This is a genomic window from Sinomonas sp. G460-2, assembly GCF_047759905.1.
Lineage (GTDB): Bacteria > Actinomycetota > Actinomycetes > Actinomycetales > Micrococcaceae > Sinomonas.
Genome location: NZ_JBKZWT010000053.1, coordinates 1 through 18,450, shown reverse-complemented (window position 1 = coordinate 18,450; position 18,450 = coordinate 1). Strand labels below are relative to the sequence as shown.

Annotated in this window: 15 protein-coding genes; 10 read left to right on the top strand and 5 right to left on the bottom strand. The window is 69.9% G+C overall.

What is annotated here, in order from left to right:
• The 5 genes from ACLN58_RS07860 to ACLN58_RS07840 form a co-directional block, all read left to right on the top strand.
• Positions 1-287 (top strand): hypothetical protein (locus ACLN58_RS07860; RefSeq protein ID WP_415854709.1); only part of this gene is annotated, 287 nt, incomplete at its 5' end.
• Positions 284-1,006 carry an L-ribulose-5-phosphate 4-epimerase gene (locus ACLN58_RS07855; RefSeq protein WP_415854708.1) on the top strand — a complete coding sequence of 241 codons (723 nt, stop codon included), beginning with the start codon at positions 284-286 and terminating at the stop codon, positions 1,004-1,006. The genes ACLN58_RS07860 and ACLN58_RS07855, both read left to right, overlap by 4 nt.
• Before the next feature lie 51 nt (positions 1,007-1,057).
• On the top strand, positions 1,058-2,605 hold the full coding sequence (araA, locus tag ACLN58_RS07850; RefSeq protein ID WP_415854707.1) for an L-arabinose isomerase: 1,548 nt from the start codon (positions 1,058-1,060) through the stop codon (positions 2,603-2,605).
• Between the two features lie 151 nt (positions 2,606-2,756).
• On the top strand, positions 2,757-3,758 hold the full coding sequence (locus ACLN58_RS07845; protein ID WP_415854706.1) for an aldose 1-epimerase family protein: 1,002 nt from the start codon (positions 2,757-2,759) through the stop codon (positions 3,756-3,758).
• Positions 3,759-3,955: 197 nt separating this feature from the next.
• Positions 3,956-5,551 carry an alpha-N-arabinofuranosidase gene (locus ACLN58_RS07840; RefSeq protein ID WP_415854705.1) on the top strand — a complete coding sequence of 532 codons (1,596 nt, stop codon included), beginning with the start codon at positions 3,956-3,958 and terminating at the stop codon, positions 5,549-5,551.
• Between the two features lie 29 nt (positions 5,552-5,580).
• Here the strand turns inward: ACLN58_RS07840 and ACLN58_RS07835 are convergent, their stop codons facing one another.
• Positions 5,581-5,892 carry a putative quinol monooxygenase gene (locus tag ACLN58_RS07835; RefSeq protein WP_415854704.1) on the bottom strand — a complete coding sequence of 104 codons (312 nt, stop codon included), beginning with the start codon at positions 5,890-5,892 and terminating at the stop codon, positions 5,581-5,583.
• Positions 5,893-5,953: 61 nt separating this feature from the next.
• The gene (locus ACLN58_RS07830; protein ID WP_415854703.1) at positions 5,954-7,438 is read right to left on the bottom strand and encodes a multicopper oxidase family protein; all 1,485 of its coding nucleotides are present in this window, start codon (positions 7,436-7,438) and stop codon (positions 5,954-5,956) included.
• A gap of 84 nt (positions 7,439-7,522) precedes the next feature.
• Between ACLN58_RS07830 and ACLN58_RS07825 the strand changes: the two genes are divergently transcribed.
• The 3 genes from ACLN58_RS07825 (at position 7,523) to ACLN58_RS07815 (ending at position 11,053) form a co-directional block, all read left to right on the top strand.
• Complete coding sequence (locus tag ACLN58_RS07825; RefSeq protein ID WP_415854702.1) at positions 7,523-8,431, top strand: hypothetical protein; 909 nt, start codon at positions 7,523-7,525, stop codon at positions 8,429-8,431.
• Between the two features lie 25 nt (positions 8,432-8,456).
• Complete coding sequence (locus ACLN58_RS07820; protein WP_415854701.1) at positions 8,457-9,218, top strand: NUDIX hydrolase; 762 nt, start codon at positions 8,457-8,459, stop codon at positions 9,216-9,218.
• 323 nt (positions 9,219-9,541) lie between these two features.
• On the top strand, positions 9,542-11,053 hold the full coding sequence (locus ACLN58_RS07815; protein ID WP_415854700.1) for a S8 family serine peptidase: 1,512 nt from the start codon (positions 9,542-9,544) through the stop codon (positions 11,051-11,053).
• Positions 11,054-11,171: 118 nt separating this feature from the next.
• Here ACLN58_RS07815 and ACLN58_RS07810 read toward each other — a convergent pair whose 3' ends face one another.
• On the bottom strand, positions 11,172-12,458 hold the full coding sequence (locus ACLN58_RS07810; RefSeq protein WP_415854699.1) for a PLP-dependent aminotransferase family protein: 1,287 nt from the start codon (positions 12,456-12,458) through the stop codon (positions 11,172-11,174).
• Between the two features lie 105 nt (positions 12,459-12,563).
• On the opposite strand from ACLN58_RS07810, the gene ACLN58_RS07805 reads away from it, so the two are divergent.
• Together ACLN58_RS07805 and ACLN58_RS07800 are read left to right on the top strand one after the other, a co-directional pair.
• Positions 12,564-13,028, top strand: coding sequence for an SRPBCC family protein (locus tag ACLN58_RS07805; RefSeq protein WP_415854698.1), 465 nt, complete (start codon positions 12,564-12,566; stop codon positions 13,026-13,028).
• A 202-nt stretch (positions 13,029-13,230) separates the two neighbouring features.
• Positions 13,231-17,247 (top strand): Pls/PosA family non-ribosomal peptide synthetase, encoded by a 4,017-nt coding sequence (locus ACLN58_RS07800; protein ID WP_415854697.1) that lies wholly within the window; start codon positions 13,231-13,233, stop codon positions 17,245-17,247.
• 166 nt (positions 17,248-17,413) lie between these two features.
• Here the strand turns inward: ACLN58_RS07800 and ACLN58_RS07795 are convergent, their stop codons facing one another.
• On the bottom strand, positions 17,414-17,557 hold the full coding sequence (locus ACLN58_RS07795; protein ID WP_415854696.1) for a hypothetical protein: 144 nt from the start codon (positions 17,555-17,557) through the stop codon (positions 17,414-17,416).
• A gap of 138 nt (positions 17,558-17,695) precedes the next feature.
• Complete coding sequence (locus ACLN58_RS07790) at positions 17,696-18,274, bottom strand: NAD(P)H-dependent oxidoreductase (protein WP_415854695.1); 579 nt, start codon at positions 18,272-18,274, stop codon at positions 17,696-17,698.
• Between the last annotated feature and the right edge of the window lie 176 nt (positions 18,275-18,450).

Genomic DNA, 18,450 nt, shown 5'->3' with positions numbered 1-18,450 from the left:
TCCCCGAGAACGTCGCCGCGTACGAGGCGCTGTACGCCGAATACCGCGAGCTTCACGACCACTTCGGCCGCGGCGCGAGCCAGGCCATGCACCGGCTCAAGCGCCTCCAGCGCGCCGCGCGCTCGGGGCTGGTTGGAGAGCGGACGACGGCGGAGCCCGGCACCGCGGGCAACGTCGGCGAGCATCTGGCTACTGAGCGTGGGGCCGCGGAGCATCTGGCTGCAGAGCGCGGGGCCGCCGAGCATCAGGCCGCCGAGCATCTCGCTTCCGAGGAGGTGCCGGCTTGAGCGCCCCCGCTTCGCTCCCGACCCCGCTCGAGGCCGAGATCGAGCGGCTGCGCGAGGAGGTGTGCGCGCTGCATGCGGAGCTGACGCGGTACGGGCTCGTGGTGTGGACGGCCGGGAATGTCTCGGCCCGTGTCCCGGGGCATGATCTGATGGTCATCAAGCCCTCCGGGGTTTCCTACCAGGACCTGGCCCCGGAGCTCATGGTCGTGACGGATCTTCATGGAGTTTCCGTGGATTCTCTGCCGGGGCCCGACGGCGGTGAGTGGGGCAATCCGGGGCTGTCGCCGTCGTCGGACGCTGCCGCGCATGCCTACGTGTACCGGCACCTGGCCGGGGTCGGGGGAGTCGTGCACACGCACTCGACGTACGCGACGGCGTGGGCCGCACGGGGCGAGCCGATCCCGTGCGTGCTGACGATGATGGGCGACGAGTTCGGCGGGGAGATCCCGGTGGGCCCGTTCGCGCTCATCGGGGACGACTCGATCGGCCGCGGCATCGTCGAGACGCTGCGGGGCTCGGCATCGCCCGCGGTGCTGATGCAGAACCACGGGCCCTTCACGATCGGCCCGACGCCGCGGGACGCGGTCAAGGCCGCGGCGATGTGCGAGGAGGTCGCCCGCACGGTGCACATTGCCCGGCAGCTCGGCGAGCCGCTGCCGATCGCGCCCGAACACATCGCCTCGCTCCACGCCCGCTACCAGAACGTCTACGGCCGCTGACGGCCGAGCCCTACTGCCCGCCCCTTCCCGAATCCCTCGTTGGAGACTCCCATGACCGCTGAACTCACCCGCCCGCAGTCCGCACGATCCGGGGCTCCCTCGCTCGAGGCCTACGAGGTCTGGTTCCTCACCGGGAGCCAGCACCTGTACGGGCCCGAGACCCTGGCCCGGGTCGCCGAGCAGTCCCAGGCGATCGCCCGCGAGCTCGGCGACGCCCCGGCCGTGCCGGTGCGGCTCGTGTGGAAGCCCGTGCTGACGGATGCGGACGCGATCCGGCGGATCGCGCTCGAGGCCAACGCCGACGACCGCGTGGTCGGCCTGATCGCGTGGATGCACACGTTCTCGCCGGCGAAGATGTGGATCGCGGGCCTGTCCGCCCTGGGCAAGCCGCTCCTGCACTTCCACACCCAGGCCAACGTCGAGCTGCCGTGGGGCGAAATCGACTTCGACTTCATGAACCTGAACCAGGCCGCGCACGGCGACCGCGAGTTCGGGTACATCCAGTCCCGCCTCGGCGTGCCCCGGAAGACCGTCGTCGGCCACGTCAGCGACCCCCGCGTCGCCGAGAGGATCGGCACGTGGGCCCGCGCTGCCGCGGGCTGGGCCGCGACCAGGTCGCTCAGGCTCGCCCGCTTCGGGGACAACATGCGCTACGTCGCCGTGACCGAGGGGGACAAGACCGAGGCCGAGGCCCGGCTCGGGGTCCAGGTCAACACGTGGGGCGTCAACGAGCTCGCCGCGGCGGTCGACGGCGCCGACCCGGCCGACGTCGACGCCCTCACCGCCGAGTACGAGGACCTCTACGACGTAGCCCCCGAGCTGCGCCGCGGCGGCGGCCGGCACGAGTCCCTGCGCGACGGCGCCGCGATCGAGCTCGGCCTGCGCTCCTTCCTCGAGGCCGGCGGGTTCGGGGCGTTCACCACGAGCTTCGAGGACCTCGGCTCCCTCCGCCAGCTCCCCGGCCTGGCCGTGCAGCGGCTCATGGCCGCCGGCTACGGCTTCGGGGCCGAGGGCGACTGGAAGACCGCGATCCTGGTCCGCGCCGCGAACGTCATGGGCGCGGGCCTGCCCGGCGGGGCCTCGCTCATGGAGGACTACACGTACGACCTCACGCCCGGGGCCGAGCGGATCCTCGGCGCCCACATGCTCGAGGTGAGCCCATCGCTGACCACCGCCCGGCCCTCCCTCGAGGTCCACCCTCTCGGCATCGGCGGCAAGGACGACCCCGTGCGGCTCGTGTTCACCGCGGACCCGGGCCCCGCCGTCGTCGTCGCCCTGTCTGACATGCGCGACAGGTTCCGGCTCGTCGCCAACGCGGTCGAGGTCGTCGAGCCCTCCGCCCCGCTGCCCAAGCTCCCCGTGGGCCGGGCCGTGTGGAAGCCCGCCCCCGACTTCCACACCTCCGCCACCGCGTGGCTCGAGGCCGGCGCCGCCCACCACACCGTCATGAGCACCGCCCTGGGCATCGAGGCCTTCGAGGACTACGCCCGCATGGCCGGCACCGAACTCCTCGTCATCGACCAGGACACCACCGTCCGCGGCTTCGCCCGCGAACTCCAATGGAACGCCGCCTACTACCGGTTGGCGCAAGGAATCTGAGCAGGGGACGTGGGCCGGAGATCTGAGCCGGGGAACCCTGGGCCGGGCAAGGACCGCAGTCTGGGCAGGGCTTCGAGGATTTCGCGCTGATGCACCAGACTGTGAACGTTGACAATGGCGGCCGCGACGGCGCGCTTCGTGAAGGAGATCAATGGAATCCGAACAGGTTGCTCCGGATCGCGTGGAACGCAGTGCAGTGCCCCGCGAGTTCGAGCTCCGCTCCGGCGACTATGCCGCCGTCGTCACGGCGCACGCCGGCGCGCTGCGGAAGCTCACGTTCCGCGGGCGCGACCTCGTGGTCCCCTTCGCGGAGGGCGGGCCGATCCCGGACTACCGCGGGATCATCGCGGCGCCGTGGCCGAACCGGCTCGCCGACGGGCGCTACACGTACAACGGCGCCACTCACCTCGTGCCGCTCAACGAACCCGAGCGGGGCTGCGCCCTGCACGGCTTCGCGTTCACGCGGGAGTGGTCGCTCGTCCGGGCTGACGAGCGCTCGGTGACCCTCGCGCTCGAGCTCGGCGGGCCCGATTCCGACGGGTCCGACTCAGGTGCGGAGCCGGGATACCCGTTCGCCGTGCGGCTCGAGGCACGCTACGCGCTCGACGGCGGGGCATCGCCGGAGGCCGGCGGCCTTACATGGGAGGTGCGGGCCGTGAATGCCGGGGGAGAGGCCGCGCCGTACGGGGTGTGCCCGCACCCGTACCTCGTGGCGGGCGAATCGCCCCTCGACGAGTGGGTGTTCGAGCTCCCCGCGGACACGTACCTCGACGTCACCCCCGGCAGGCTCCTGCCCGTCGGCGAGCGGCCCGTGGCGGGCCACGCGTTCGATTTCCGCGCGCCGCGGCCCCTCGGCGTGACGCAGATCGACCACGCGTTCACGGGCATCGCGTTCGACGACCACGGCGCCGCGCGCGTCCTGCTCCGAGACCCGGCGCGCGGGACCGGCGTGGGGATGGCATGGGACCGGGCGTGCCCGTGGATCCAGGTCCACACGGCCGACAAGCTCCCGCCGGCCCCGAATCGGCTCGGCCTCGCGGTCGAGCCGATGACGTGCCCTCCCGACGCCTTCACGAGCGGAACCGACGTGATCCGCCTCGAGCCGGGCGCCTCCCACACCGCTACCTGGCGCCTCTTCGCCCTCGACAGCTGATCTAGGGCGTCCCTTCCTGCTCAGTTTGGAACCCTCGACGCGGCGTGCCACGTGCCGCCACGCCGAATTCGGTCCGGAGTCGATGGCCCAACTGAGCAGGAAGGAACCGAGACGGGGGTTGACTGCCTGCCGATGATCGCGACAGCATAGCTTTACAACGTTGTAAGAAGCCTACGACCTCAAGACCCGGAGAAGACATGGCACCCTCTGACACCCAACCCGCAGCCACCGCAGCCACCGCCGCCACCGCGAGCCTCACCGCGAGCCTCACCGCGAGCCTCACCGCGAGCCTCACCGCGAGCCTCACCGCGAGCCCGGCGTTCGTCGTCGGCCCCGTGCGGCGCGAGACGTTCGGCTCGTTCGTCGAACACCTCGGCCGCTGCGTCTACACCGGCATCTACGAGCCCGGCCACGCGACCGCCGACGAGGCCGGCTGGCGCGGGGACGTGCTCGACCTGACGCGCGAGCTCGGCGTGAGCACCGTCCGCTACCCGGGCGGGAACTTCGTGTCGGGCTACCGCTGGGAGGACGGCATCGGGCCCAAGAACGAGCGCCCCGTGCGCCTGGACCTCGCGTGGCACTCGACCGAGACGAACCACGTGGGCCTCGACGACTTCATGGACTGGTGCCGCAAGGCCGGCGTCGAGCCGATGATGGCCGTCAACCTCGGCACCCGTGGCGTGCAGGACGCGGTGGACGTCCTCGAGTACTGCAACCTCGCGGGCGGGACGGCGCTCTCCGACCTCCGCCGCAAGAACGGCTCCGAGGAACCGCACAACGTGACGTTCTGGTGCCTCGGCAACGAGATGGACGGTCCGTGGCAGATCGGCCACAAGACTGCGCAGGAATACGGGCGGCTCGCGTCCGAGACGGCTCGCGCGATGCGGATGGTCGCCGGCGACACCCTGCGCCTCGTCGCGTGCGGCAGCTCGGGGCCGCGCATGGCGACGTTCGGCGAGTGGGAGCGCGCAGTTCTGACTGAGACCTATGACATGGTGGACTACATCTCCGCGCACCAGTACTTCGAGAACTCGGGCGTGCTCGAGGACCACCTCGCCGCCGGGGCCGTCATGGACCAGTTCATCGGCGACATCGTGGCCCACATCGACCACGTCAAGAGCGTCAAGAAGACCTCGAAGGACGTCCACATCTCCTTCGACGAGTGGAACGTCTGGCACATGGGCAGCCCGCGCACGCCGATCCCGAGCGGGACCGACTGGCCGGAGGCGCCTGCGCTGCTCGAGGATCTCTACACGGTCGCGGACGCCGTGGTCGTGGGCGATCTGCTCATCACGCTCCTGCGCCACACCGACCGCGTGCACTCGGCGTCGCTCGCGCAGCTCGTCAACGTGATCGCCCCGATCATGACGGCCCCGGGCGGCGCGGCCTGGAAGCAGACCACGTTCCATCCGTTCGCGCTCACCTCGGCCCACGCGCGCGGCGACGTGCTCCAGCTCGCGGTGGAGTCGCCGCGGTACGTCACACCGGAGCACGGCGAGGTCCCCGCGCTCTCAGCGGTCGCGACGCACGACCCCGAGACCGGCCACGTCACGCTTTTCGCGGTCAACCGCAGCACCGCCGAGCCGCTCCGGCTGGACGCGGACCTCAGCGCGTTCGCTGGCCTCGGGCTCCTCGAGGCGGTCACGTTCACGAACGAGGACCCGCTGTGGCACGCGACCGAGCAGGACAGCACTTCGGTGCTGCCCGCACCCCTCGACGGCGCAGCGTACGACGGCGGCCGGCTCACCGCGGAGCTTCCCCCGGTGAGCTGGACGATGATCCGCCTGGGCTAACCCCGGGCCGCCCGTGATTCGCAGCGCCTCTACAGCGCGCCCTGCTCCGCGCTGCCGGCCTCGATCGCCGTCATGGTCGTGACGGTGGCCGGCTTGGCGACGAACGGGTCGACCGCGTCGCGCAGGGCCGCGACCGCGGTCCCCTTCGAGTGCGCGTCGAGGTGTTCGGCGGAGGTCCACTTCTCGATCATCGTGATCGTGCCGTCCGCGGCGTCGTGGATCGCGTAGAGGAGGCAGCCGTCCTCCTCGTGGACGCCCGGAATCGTGGCGCGCAGGGCCTCGACGAGCTGCTCGCGCTGGCCCTCGGCGGGGTGGAAAACGGCGGTGACGACGACGGACATGCTGCTCCTTTGAGAGGGAAGAGTGCGTTACCAGTCGAACCGTACCGGGTCTTGCCCACCGCTACATCTGCATCCCGTCCATGACGAGCTTCGACGGTCCGGTGCCGTCCTCGGTCGCGAGGTATTGGCCCATCATGCCCTGATCTTCGTGCGCGAGCAGATGGCAGTGGTACATGTACGGGTGCTGGATGTCGGCGTAGTCGGGCATGGCGATGGCGATCCGGCTGCGATCCCGCGGGAGCAGGGGGATCGTGTCCTTCCAGCCGCGCAGGTGTGCCAGCGGTGGGTTCCCATTGACGTCGAGGAGCTGGAACTGGACCCCGTGGACGTGGAAATTGTGCTGGTACACGTTTGTGTTGTCCACGAGCCAGACCTCCGTGGCGCCCTTCTTCACGACCTCGTCGACGCGGTTCAGGTCCATCGTGTGGTTGTTGATGTTGTGGCCGTTGAGCGTGAAGCTGCGGATGTGGGCGTTCGAGACTTCGAGGGCCGGGATCGCCGCAAGCGTCGCCGGAAGCGCGGGCGACGGCGCGAGGCTCGCCGCCGCGTCAAGCCGCAGGACGTCGAAGTCCTTGCCGCCGCCGAAGGCGTCGGGCGGGTTGACTGAGCCGAGCTCTGGGGCGAACGAGCGCAGCATGACCTGCTCGCCCGCCGCGAGCCCGACGACGATCTCGGCGCGCTCCGCGGGCGAGAGCTGCACCCGGGTGACGGGCGCGGGAGCGGCGAGCAGGCCGCCGTCGGACGCGACGACGTGGAAGGTGCGCCCGTCCGCGAAGCCGAAGTTGAACCAGCGCCCGCCGCTCGCGTTGAGGAGCCGGAGCCGCACGCGCTCGGTCGTGACCTTGAGGGCCGCGCCGAGCACGCCGTTCGCCGCGATCGAGTTGCCCAGGGTCCCGAGCGAGTTGCCGTTCGAGTCGAGCGTGAGCTGGCCGTTCGAGTCGAGGCGGCGGTCCTGGACGATCACGGGGACGTCGTCCACGCCGTACGTATGGGGGAGTTCGGGCCCGCCGGGTTCGTCCACGATGAACAGGCCCGTGAGGCCCATCGAGAGCTGCTTCTCGGTGCTGCCGTGCGGGTGTGGGTGGTACCAGAGCGTCGCGGCTGGCTGCGAGATGGCCCACGCGGGCGAGCCGACACCGCCGGGGTCGATCATCTGGTGGGGGCCGCCGTCGTCCGCGGCGGGGAGCCGCATGCCGTGGAAGTGGACGGTCGTCGCGTCGGAGAGCTGATTGCGGACGTCGACGCGCACGCGCTCGCCGCGGGCCGCGCGCAGGGTCGGCCCGAGGTAGCCGCCGTTGTAGCCCATCGAATCGGCAGGCTTGCCGGGGATGAACTCGTGCTTCCCGGCCTGCGGGACGAGCGAGAAGACGCGCACGCCGCCCTCGAGCTTCGAGTCGGCGAGCGGCGGGACGCGCAGCGGCGTGCCGAATTGCACCGCCGGGACGCTCTCGGGGGCCGCGCACGAGGACACTGTCGCGGCGACGGTTGGCCCGAGAACGGCGGTCGCCGTGGTGGCGCGGAGGAAGTCGCGGCGGGAAAGAAGCACGCCTTCTAGCGTACGACCGCCGCTGCGCGGGTCCCTCCGGGGAGGGAGTCCCTTCGCGGGGAGCGACTCCCTCAGAATTGAGGCATGGCCCGGAGCTATGCCTATACGTTCCCTCTGGTTCCCGCTTCCTCGCCAGGCCTGGCGTTCCCGGTCTACGGGCTGGATCTCGGCGGCGACGGCGCGGGTTCGGTGGTGCTGCGGGTGGGCGAGGAACTCGACCGGAAGGGCGCCTTCAAGCGGCTCTCCGTCGCGCTCGCCCTCCTGGCCGTGTACGAGGGGGTGGGACTGATTGAACGGTCTCCGAACGGGCTCGGGTTCTCGGTTGCGCCCTCCCCCGACGAGGCGCCGGAATTCCGGCCTTCGCAGGAAGTCCTTGACGCGGTCCATCGCCTCGAGAGGTCCAACAGCCCCTATCAGATCCAGGCCTGCTTCACTCTGTCCCGTGGCTATGCGCTGCTCTCCGACCCAGAGAGCGCGATCATCGAATTCTTCAAGGTCATCGAGCTGTACATGAAGCACCTCGCGTGGGCCCACCGCCTGAGCGAGGGGGCGGCCAAGAACGTGCTCGTGGACAAGATCATCCTCTCCAAGCGGGTCAAGGACGATCTGAGAGTCCGCGCGGTCCTGGAGCCCGAGACGATCAACCTGATCTACCGCATGAAGGAGCTCAGGAATCGATTCGTGGTGCATGGCGGCGTGCGGCCCACGATCGCGGAACTCTTCGGGGATCCGGAAGACTATCGCGGGCTCCTCGACCAATCGGCGTTCAAATACGATCCGGATCTGCACTACGGCCCCACGTTCTTCGAACGGACGCTCAACGACCTTTCCCTCGTCGGGGCGTTCCTGTTCTCCAAGCTGCAGGGGCTCGAGCCGTGGGTGTTCGTCACGCCCGAACGCTCGTCCCGCAGCAGCCCTCACGTGCGCGACGTTCTCGAGGCAGAGGGGGCCCGCTGGATCAGTTCCGATCCCGGCCGCCTTCGATCCCTTTAGCGCCCGTCAGCGCCATACTGGGTTCATGCCTGAGACCGGTCCCCTCCACGGCGACGCCGCGACCGTCGTCATCCTCCGCGACGGACCAGATGGCGTCGAGGTGCTCCTCCTCGAGCGGCACGGGCGCGGCTCGTTCGCGGGGGCGTGGGCGTTCCCCGGCGGGACCGTGGACCCCGAGGATGGGCTCATCGGGGCCGTCGAGGGGACAGGTGCAGCACGCGCGGGAGGTACAGCCAACGCGGTGGGCACAGCACGCGCGGACGACGCCGGCGCCTCGCCACACGACGCGCCCCTCGCCGTGCGCCGGGCCGCGGTCCGCGAGACCCGCGAGGAGACGCGGCTCCGGCTGACCGAGGACGCGCTCGTGGGGCTCTCCGTGTGGGTCCCGCCGCAGCGGGCGGAGAAGCGCCTCCGTACGTGGTTCTTCGTGGCTGCCGATCCGGGCGGGGACGTGGTGCTCAACGACGGCGAGCACGTCGCGTACGCGTGGGTGACGCCCGCCGTCGCCCTCGAACGCCATGGTGCAGGGGAGATGGTCCTGTTCCCGCCCACGTGGGTGACCCTGCACGGGCTCCTCGGTGCCGAGACGGCCGCGCTCGCGATCGCGGACGCCGCGTCGAGGGCTCCCGAACTGTACGCGAGCCTCCAGCTCTTCGCCGGGGACGGGCAGATCGAGGCCGTGCTGTGGGCGGGGGACGCGCAGTACGGCAACGAGGCCGCGATGGGGCCCGCGCGGCATCGGCTGCAGATGAGCTCGCTGCCCTGGGTGTACGAGCGGAGCGAGTAACGCGCCGAATCCGCCCCGAGACGCCGACTTCGTGCAGATACGCCGGCTTGGTGGAGCTAAGGGGGTAAAACCTGGCGGAACTGCGCCCGGCCGGCCGCGCTGCACTTGCCCGGCGGAAGTTTAGACAGCCGGCGGGCTGACTCCTTCCGCAAATGTGATCTACGCCACTAATCTTTGCGCGGGGGTGCGCATCCACGGCCTGGTCAGGGGGACCGATCACCGAGGGAGCCGCCTCTGGCTTCCCCTCGGCGAACGCGCCCGGGGAACGGACAGGATCTATCCCGGGGGTGGGGAGACCGCTCTCGGGGGAGAAGGAGCCGTTCATGCAACATCTCACTCGCATCTTGGCGCCCGTCGCGGCGGTGGCCCTCGCGGCCACGGTCACGACGGCAACCATGGGACCGGTCGCGGCCGATACCGCGTCAGGGCCAGCCCAGACCTATTTGGTCCTCTACAAATCCGGCGGAAGCGCCGCGGGAGCGTCGCGGGACGCGATCATCCGGGCCGGCGGAACGGTCGTCCAGGACTACGCGAAGATCGGCGTGGCAGTCGTCTCGTCCGGGTCGTCGGGATTTGCCGCCGCGCTCCAGGCCGCCGATCCGAGCGTGCAGGGGGCGGCAGCAACGGCGTCGTTCGGGGTCTCGCTCAAGGAAGACGCGACGACGACGGACGCCACGGATCCGGTTACGCCGCCCACGCCCGCGCCAGGCGCTGACAGCCTCTCCGGGCTGCAGTGGGACATGAACCAGATTCACGCGCCCGAGGCGCACGCCCTGAGCGGCGGCAGCGCCTCCGTGGTGGTCGGGGACATCGACACGGGGCTCGACTTCACGCACTCCGACCTCGCGCCGAACGTCGACTTCTCGCGGAGCGTCTCGTGCGTGGGCGGGGTGCCGAACCAGACCCCGGGGGCGTGGATGGATGACAACGGCCACGGCACGCACACTGCCGGGACGATCGCGGCGGCGAAGAACGGAACCGGGATCGTGGGCGTGGCGCCGAACGTCAAGCTTGCCGGCATCAAGGCAGGCGACGCGGCCGGATTCTTCTTCCCGGAGGCCGTGGTCTGCTCCTTCATGTGGGCCGGGGAGCACGGCATCCAGGTGACCAACAACAGCTACTTCGCGGATCCCTGGCTCTTCAACTGCAAGAACGATCCCGGCCAGCGTGCCATCTGGGAGGCGGAGCGCCGGGCCATCCGGTTCGCGCAGCAGCAGGGCACCACGGTGGTCGCGGCCCTCGGCAACGCCTCCGACGACCTCGCCCACCCGACCCAGGACGTCACGAGTCCGGACAACACGACGCCCGTGACGCGCGAGATCACGAACGCGTGCGCCGTCGTCCCGGCCGAGGTGCCCGGAGTGATCGGCGTGAGCGCGGACGGCAACAAGGAGTTCAAGTCGTTCTACTCGAACTACGGAGTGGGCGTCACCCAGGTCATGGCTCCGGGCGGCGACTCGATCCTGCAGAAGACGGCCGCGGCACCCAACGGGCGCGTGCTCTCGACGTGGCCGGCGTCGCTCATCAACTCGTGCCGCCGCAAGGTCTTCGACGCCTCGGGCGCGACCTACTGCTACCTGCAGGGAACGTCGATGGCCTCGCCACACGTGGCCGGCGTCGCGGCCCTCGTGGTGAGCTCGGGCGTGACCTCGCCGGGCGCCGTCGCGGCGCGGATCACGGCCACGGCCGATCCGCTGGCGTGCCCTGACACCGCGATGTACGCGCCGTTCCCGGCCGTCGACAACGGTGCACCGCAAGTCTGCCAGGGCGGCGCGGGCAGCAACTCGTTCAGCGGCAAGGGCCAAGTGAACGCGCTAACCGCCATCGGCGGGTAGCACGCGTCAGGCACCCCTTCAAAGGTGTCAAGCACCCCTCCAAGGCTCAGGTCCCGTGGGTCGAAACCCACGGGACCTGACCTTTGGACGGCGAGGGCGTTAGCCTGCGTCTGCTCCGCTAGTGGGTAGCCGGCTCCACGGCCGCCTTGACGACCGGCGCGAGGCGCCGCACGCCTTCGCGGATCTGCTCGGGGGCCACGCCGCTGAACGCTAGCCGGAGCTTGTTGCTCGGAACGTCCGACGGCGTGAACGCGGCTCCCGGGATGAACACGACGCCCGCGTCGATCGCCTGATACAGCAGGGGGTACGTGTCGATCCCCTCGGGAAGGGTGACCCAGACGAAGAAGCCGCCCTCCGGCGTCGTCCATCGCGCCTCGGCGGGGAAGTATTCGGCGAGGGCCTGAAGCATCGCCGCGCACCGCTCGGCGTACACCGCGCGGGACTCGGCGAGGTAGCCGCGCCAGTCGAACGTGCGGAAGAACTCCGTCACGAGGAGCTGGGTGAGCGATGACGGGCACAGCACCACGGCCTCGGCCGCGAGGTAGAAGCGGCGGTAGAGATGCTTCGGCACGAGGGCCCAGCCTAGCCGGACGCCGGGGGAGAAGATCTTCGAGAAGGAGCCGCAGTAGATGACGTCGTCGGGGTTGTCGGCGCGCAGCGGCGTGAGGGGGTGCCCGTCGAAACGGAGCATGCCGTACGGGTTGTCCTCGAGCACGAGGATGTTGTGCTCACGGCAGATCTCGACGACGCGCTGCCGGCGCTCCGCCGCGAGCGTGATGCCGGAGGGGTTGTTGAAGCTCGGGATCGTATAGAGGAGCTTGATGCGCTTGCCGGCGGCCTCGAGTTCGGCGATGCGCCGCTCGAGCTCCTCGGGGATGAGGCCGTTCTCATCCATCTCGATGGGCTCGACGTGGACCTGGTAGGCCTCGAACGTATTGAGCGCGCCGACGTACGTGGGGTTCTCGGCGAGCACCACATCGCCGGGGTTGCAGAACACCTTGGCCGCGATGTCCTGCGCGGACTGCGAGCCCGTGGTGACCACGACGTCGTCCGGCGAGGCGCCCACGATGCCCTCCTCCGCCATGATTTCGCAGATGAGCTGGCGGAGTTCCTCGGTACCCTTGCCGCCGCCGTAGTGGAGCGCCGTCATGCCGTGCTCGGTGATCACGCGCGAGGCCGTGTCCGCGACGAGGTCGAGCGGGAGATTGGACAGGCTCGGCGAGCCGCCCGCGAGGGAGACGAGGCCCGGACGGATCGAGATGTCGAAGACGTCGCGGACGGCCGACTGCTTGATGTTGTGGGCGCGTTCGGAGAAGAGCGCCTCGTGGCGGTGGCTGGCCTCAGCGCGCTCCAGCGCGGTCTGCGTCTCGGCGGTCAGTTCGACGGCGGTGTCCTGTGAAGTCACTCACTCAGGGTAGCGCGATGTTTCCAAATATGCACCCTTTGTTGCTTCGAGTATTGGACCGCGCGGTCTCGGGTCCACGGACCGTTCGGGACCTACCATGTGGTTATGTCTGCTTATACCATCACTCGCAGCGCCTTCATTCCGGCCCCGCCGGAGCAGATTTTCCCCTACGTCAACAGCTTCCGGAAGTGGACCGAGTGGTCCCCCTGGGAGGACCTCGACCCCGCACTCCAGCGCAGCTACTCGGGCCCGGACGCCGGCCCGGGCGCGCGCTATGAGTGGCACGGCAATCGCAAGGCCGGCGCCGGCACCATGGAAATTCTTGACTCCACCGAGCCGAACAGCGTCCGGATTCGCCTCGAATTCGTCAAGCCCTTCAAGGCCGTCAACCCGACCGGCTTCACGTTCGAACCCCAGTCCGGGGGGACGCGGGTCACCTGGTCGATGACCGGAGAGCCGCAGGGCGCCGCGAAGTTCTTCTCGATGTTCATGAACATGGACAAGATGGTCGGCAAGGACTTCGAAAAGGGTCTCGCCCGGCTGTCGCAGGCGGCGGCCCCCAAGGTCTGACGCCCCGCCGGAGGCCGTGAATATCGGGTGAACTTTACGCGAAAGCGCCCGTGAATTCTTCCTTGACGGCTGTAAAGAACCTATAAAGATCGGTCTCTTCGGTAACCCTGCGCGAGATCGTTTCGGTGACGTTAACGGGTTCTCCCCAACCCATCGCCCACCAGACGAATGTCCGAGACGACGCGGCAGGAGTTGCTTCTCGATGGCCACGACCGAAGAAACAACTGATTTGACTCAGGGGCTCATCCTCAGCCCCGCTGACTGGCAGGCGGAACCGGACCGGCCCCCGCTGAGCCGGTTGCATCACTACTTTGAAGCGGCGTGCGATGCCACGCCGGCGGCCATTGCGCTCGAATGCGAGCGGATCAGCCTCACGTACGCCCAGCTCGACGCGCGGGCCAACCAGCTCGCGCATCACCTCCTCGCGGCGGGAGTGGGACCGGGCTCCCGCGTTGGTCTGCTCCTCAACCGCTCGGTCGAGCTGTACGTCGCGCTCCTCGCGGCACAGAAGGCTGGCGCCGCGTTCGTGCCGATCGATCCCGCGTCCCCCGCGGACCGCGTCGCGTACGTCTCGGAGGATTCCGGCCTCGCGCTCCTGATCTCCGCCTCGGAGCTGCGCGCGGCGCGCGCCGAGGTCGCGTGCCCCGCGCTCGACCTCGACGCGGTGAGCGAAGAGGTCGCCTCCCACCCGGCGTCCCGCCCGAGCCTCCCAACCCTCCCGAACCATCGCGACACCGACCCGAGCGCGTACATCATCTACACCTCGGGCTCCACGGGACGCCCCAAGGGCGTCGAGGTCGCGCAGTCGAGCATCTGCAACTTCATCAACATCGTGCCGGGCGTGTACGACGTGCGCCCCACGGACCGCGTCTACCAGGGCATGACGCTCGCGTTCGACTTCTCCATCGAAGAGGTCTGGCCTACGTGGGCCGTCGGCGCGACCCTCGTGGCCGGCCCCACCGACTCCCGCCGACTCGGCTCCGGCCTGGCCGACTTCCTCGGGGAGCGCCGCATCTCCGTGCTCTACTGCGTGCCGACCGTCCTCGCGACGATCGATCGGGATCTTCCGCTCATCCGCGGTCTCCTGGTCGGCGGCGAGGCGTGCCCGGCCGAACTCGTCGAGCGCTGGTCCACCCCGACGCGCCGCATGCTGAACACGTACGGCCCCACCGAGGGCACCGTGACGGCGACGTGGGGCGAGCTCCTTCCCGGCCGGACCGTGACCATCGGCCGGCCGCTGCCGACCTACCACATCAGCATCCTCGACGAGGACCGCGAGCCGGTCCTGTACGGCGAGGTCGGCGAGATCTGCATCGGCGGCCCCGGCGTCGCGCGGGGCTACATCAACCGCCCGGAGCAGACCGCGGACCGCTTCCTCACGGACCCGAGCGTCCCCGGCGGGCGGCTCTACCGGACCGGCGACCTGGGCCGCTTCACCGAGGACGGCGAGATCGAGTACCTCGGCCGCGCCGACAGCGAGGTCAAGATCCGAGGCCACCGCGTGGACCTCGGCGAGATCGAGAGCGTGATCCTCAACGACCGCGCCGTGGCCGCCGCCGCGGTGAACCTCCAGCAGATGGACCACGGCGACCCCGAGCTCGTCGCCTACGTGACGCTCAAGGGCGCGCAGCAGGACGACGCGGAGCAGGACGACGCGGAGCTCAGGAACCGCATCGGCGAGCAGCTGCGCGACCGCCTGCCCTCGTACATGGTGCCGGGCTTCCTCGAGGTCCTGACGGACCTGCCGCTCATGCCGAGCGGAAAGATCAACAAGAAGGCCCTTCCCAAGCCGAAGGGCTCGCGCCTTGTCCGGGCGTCGTCGTCGCACGCGACCGCCGGCACCGCGCTCGAGCGCAAGGTCGGCGCGGTGTGGGCGAAGGCGTTCGGCATGGAGGCCGAGGAGCTCTCGGTGACCGCCGACTTCTTCCTCGAGCTCGGCGGGCACTCCCTTCTCGCCGCCCAAGCCGCCTCCCTCCTGCGCGAGACGGACTTCGCAGCGTCGGTCTCGATCGCGGACATCTACGCGCACCCCACGGTGCGGCAGCTCGCGCACATGCTCGAGGCCGCGGGCGCCGAGTCGTCGCGGGCCTCCCTCGTCGCGGAGCACCGTCCCGAGTCCATCACCCACTCGTCGCGGCGGGTCTTCGGCGCCGGGCTCGCGCAGCTCGTCGTCGTGTACGCCCTGCTGCTCGCGGTGGGTGCGCCGACCGCCGTCGTCCTCGGTGGGGCAGGCGGGAAGCTGAACTACGTCGAGCTCGCAACGTCGGTCATGGTGAGCCTCATCGTGAGCCGCGCAGTGATCCCCGTAGTTGGCGTGCGTCTCCTCTCGTGGGGCCTGAGATCCGGGCACTATCCGCTCTGGGGGTGGACCTACCTCCGCGTCTGGACCATCCGGGCGCTGACCTCCTTCGCGCCGCTCAACCTCCTCTCCGGCTCGCCGCTCATGGCCCCCTATCTGCGGCTCCTCGGCGCGAGCGTCGGCAAGAACTGCCACATCGCGACCGCGAGCCTCGCGCTGCCGTCGATGCTCTACATCGGCGACGAGGTGAGCGTCGGCTACAACGCCCAGCTGCTCCCGTTCCACGTTGAGCACGGTTGGGTGACGATCAAGCCCATCACCGTTCGAAGCCACGCCTTCATCGGCGCGAACGCCGTGCTCCAGGCGGGCTCCGAGCTCGGCTACGGCGCACTCCTCGCGGACATGTCGCTCGCCGCGGAGGGGCAGCTCATTCCGGCCCGCGAGGAATGGTCGGGCTCCCCGGCCTCCCGGGCCACCGAACCGGACGCGCTGCTTGCCGAGCTCGGCGGACGGGAGCGGCCCGCCCGGGGCTGGACCGCAGGACATCACGCGGGCTTCGTGGCTGGCTACCTGTTCCTCGAGGTGCTGGCCCTCGCCACTCTCGCGCCCGGAGCGGCGTTCGCGGCGTGGGCCTACGAGACGGGCGGCCTCTGGGCGGGCCTCGGCGCGATCGCGCTCCTCGGCCCGGTCTACACCGTGACGACGTGCGCCGTGGTGCTGCTCGGCAAGAAGCTCGCGCTCCCGAAGACCCCGGCCGGAACGCACGCCGTGGCCTCGACGTTCGGACTCCGCAAGTGGTTCGCGGACAAGCTCCTCCAGATGAGCCTCTCGGCCACGAACTCGATGTACGCGACCCTCTACACCGTGCCGTGGCTGCGGCTCCTGGGCGCGAAGGTGGGCAGGCGGTCCGAGGTGTCCACCGCAGCGCATCTGGACCCGGACCTGCTGGTCCTCGGCACGGAGAGCTTCATCGCGGACATGGCGGCGGTGGGCAGCGCGACCTACCGGAACGGGTACGTCAGCCTGGGCCTGACCGAGGTCGGCAACCGTTCGTTCGTGGGCAACGCCGCGCTGCTGCGTTCCGGAACGAAGATGGGGGAGTCGGCGCTCGTGGGCGTGCACAGCATGGCCCCGGTCAGCGGGGTCCCGCGCGGCACCGACTGGCTCGGCTCGCCGGCCATGCGCCTTCCCCGGCGCCAGGAGAGCGAGGCGTTCGGTGACGAGCTCACCTACCGCCCCACGCGGTGGCGCGTGTTCGAGCGATATGTCATCGAGTACATCCGGATTGTGCTTCCGAGCTCGATCGTCGGCATCGCCTCCTTCGGCGGCATGCTCCTGGGTGCGGCCGTGGCCCGGCAGGGGCATCACCTCGCTACCCTTCTTGTGGCTCCGCTGATCGTCCTCGGGGTCGGCCTTGCGACCGTGCTGACCGTCGCCGCACTCAAGTGGCTCGTGGTGGGGCGCTACCGTCCGCGCGTCGAGCCGCTGTGGGGTCGGTTCGTGCGCCGCACCGAGCTCATCACGGCGCTGTACGAGGCCGCCGCCGTGCCGGGGCTGTTCGTGTGGCTCACGGGCACGCCGTGGATGGGTCCGATGCTGCGGCTGTTCGGCGCGCACGTGGGGAAGCGCACGTGCATCTCGACCACGTTCTTGACCGAGTTCGACCTCGTCCACATCGGCGACGACGTCGCGGTCGATCCCAACACCTCGCTCCAGACCCACCTCTTCGAGGACCGGGTCATGAAGATGTCCACGATCGAGCTTGAGCGTGGCGTGAGCGTAGGGAGCCGCTCGGTGGTGCTCTACGACACCCGCGTCGGGGCCGGCACCGCGGTCGATCCGCTCTCCCTCGTCATGAAGGGCGAGGAACTGCCGGCGGCGACGCGTTGGCGCGGCATCCCGAGCCGCGCGGTGCGCTAGAGGGGGTCATGCCGCGCTTCTGTCCGCTTCTTCGGGCGCGATCTGGGTGTCGGCCGCGACGCGCCGCGGTAGCGACTGATTGACAACTAACAACCGGTCTGGAGCGCGGCGACCCTCGCATTAACGCGAACGGACGACGGCGGGTGGTCACCCGCCGTCGTCCGTTTCAGTTCTCGTCTTCGTCCGCGCCCTCTGCCGGATCCTCGGAATGGGCACGGATCTCGGTGGCGTCGAGCTCGGAATCACCCTCGGCGGGCGCCTCGCTGTGGACGCGATCCTCGTCGCCCTCGATGCCTGCGAAGCTTGACATTATCGCCGATCACCTCGATTTGTCTGGCGGCTGTTCTGCGGTCCCCGCTTTCCAGCGTAGGACGGCGCGTGACGGCCCGCCATGGCCCGCGGCGCCGTTTCCGCTTGGGTGAGACGGCGAGAACTGGTCAGTGGGCGATCAGTTCGCGGCGGCTAGCTCGGCGACGGGCTGCTCCGCTGCGACGAGGGTCGCGACGACCGAGCGGATGCCCTCGACGACCTCGGCGTCGTTCTGCGGCTCGAGGGCCGCGAAGCGCTGGTACGAGGCGCCGACGGCGAACTTGGCGTCGTCGAGCACGGTCGCGCCGGCGATCTTGAGGGACTTGCGGATGTCGTCGTGGCTCCACAGTCCGCCGTACTGGCCGGCGGAGGTCCCGATGACCGCGGCGAACGTGCCGGTCGCGGCGCTCTGGCCGAACGGGCGGGAGATCCAGTCGATCGCGTTGTTGAGCACGGCCGGCATTGTGCCGTTGTACTCGGGGGAGACGAAGAGGACGCCGTCCGCGGCGGCGACGGCCGCGCGGAGCTCGGCGGCCTTGGCCGGGACCTGGCCCTCGACGTCGAGGTCCTCGTTGTAGAACGGGATCTCCTCGAGGCCCGTGAACGTGGTCACCTGCGTGCCTTCGGGCGCGGTCGATGCCGCGATCTCCGCGAACTTGCTGTTCACGGACTCGGCGCGCAGGCTGCCGACGAGGGTCAGGATGGTCTTCTCGGCCAAGGGGGCTCTCCTTCGTTGAGCGTGTCACGCCGGGGGTCGGCGTTTCTGTGATGCGTCAACTACTTTAGGCCCCGGGTTCATTCCCGCCGACTTTCATGGCGTCGCGTGACCTCGCCCGGGCCGCGAGACCCGCGCCGCGCCGAAACGTCAAAGGGTCACGCCCGGGGTGGCAAACC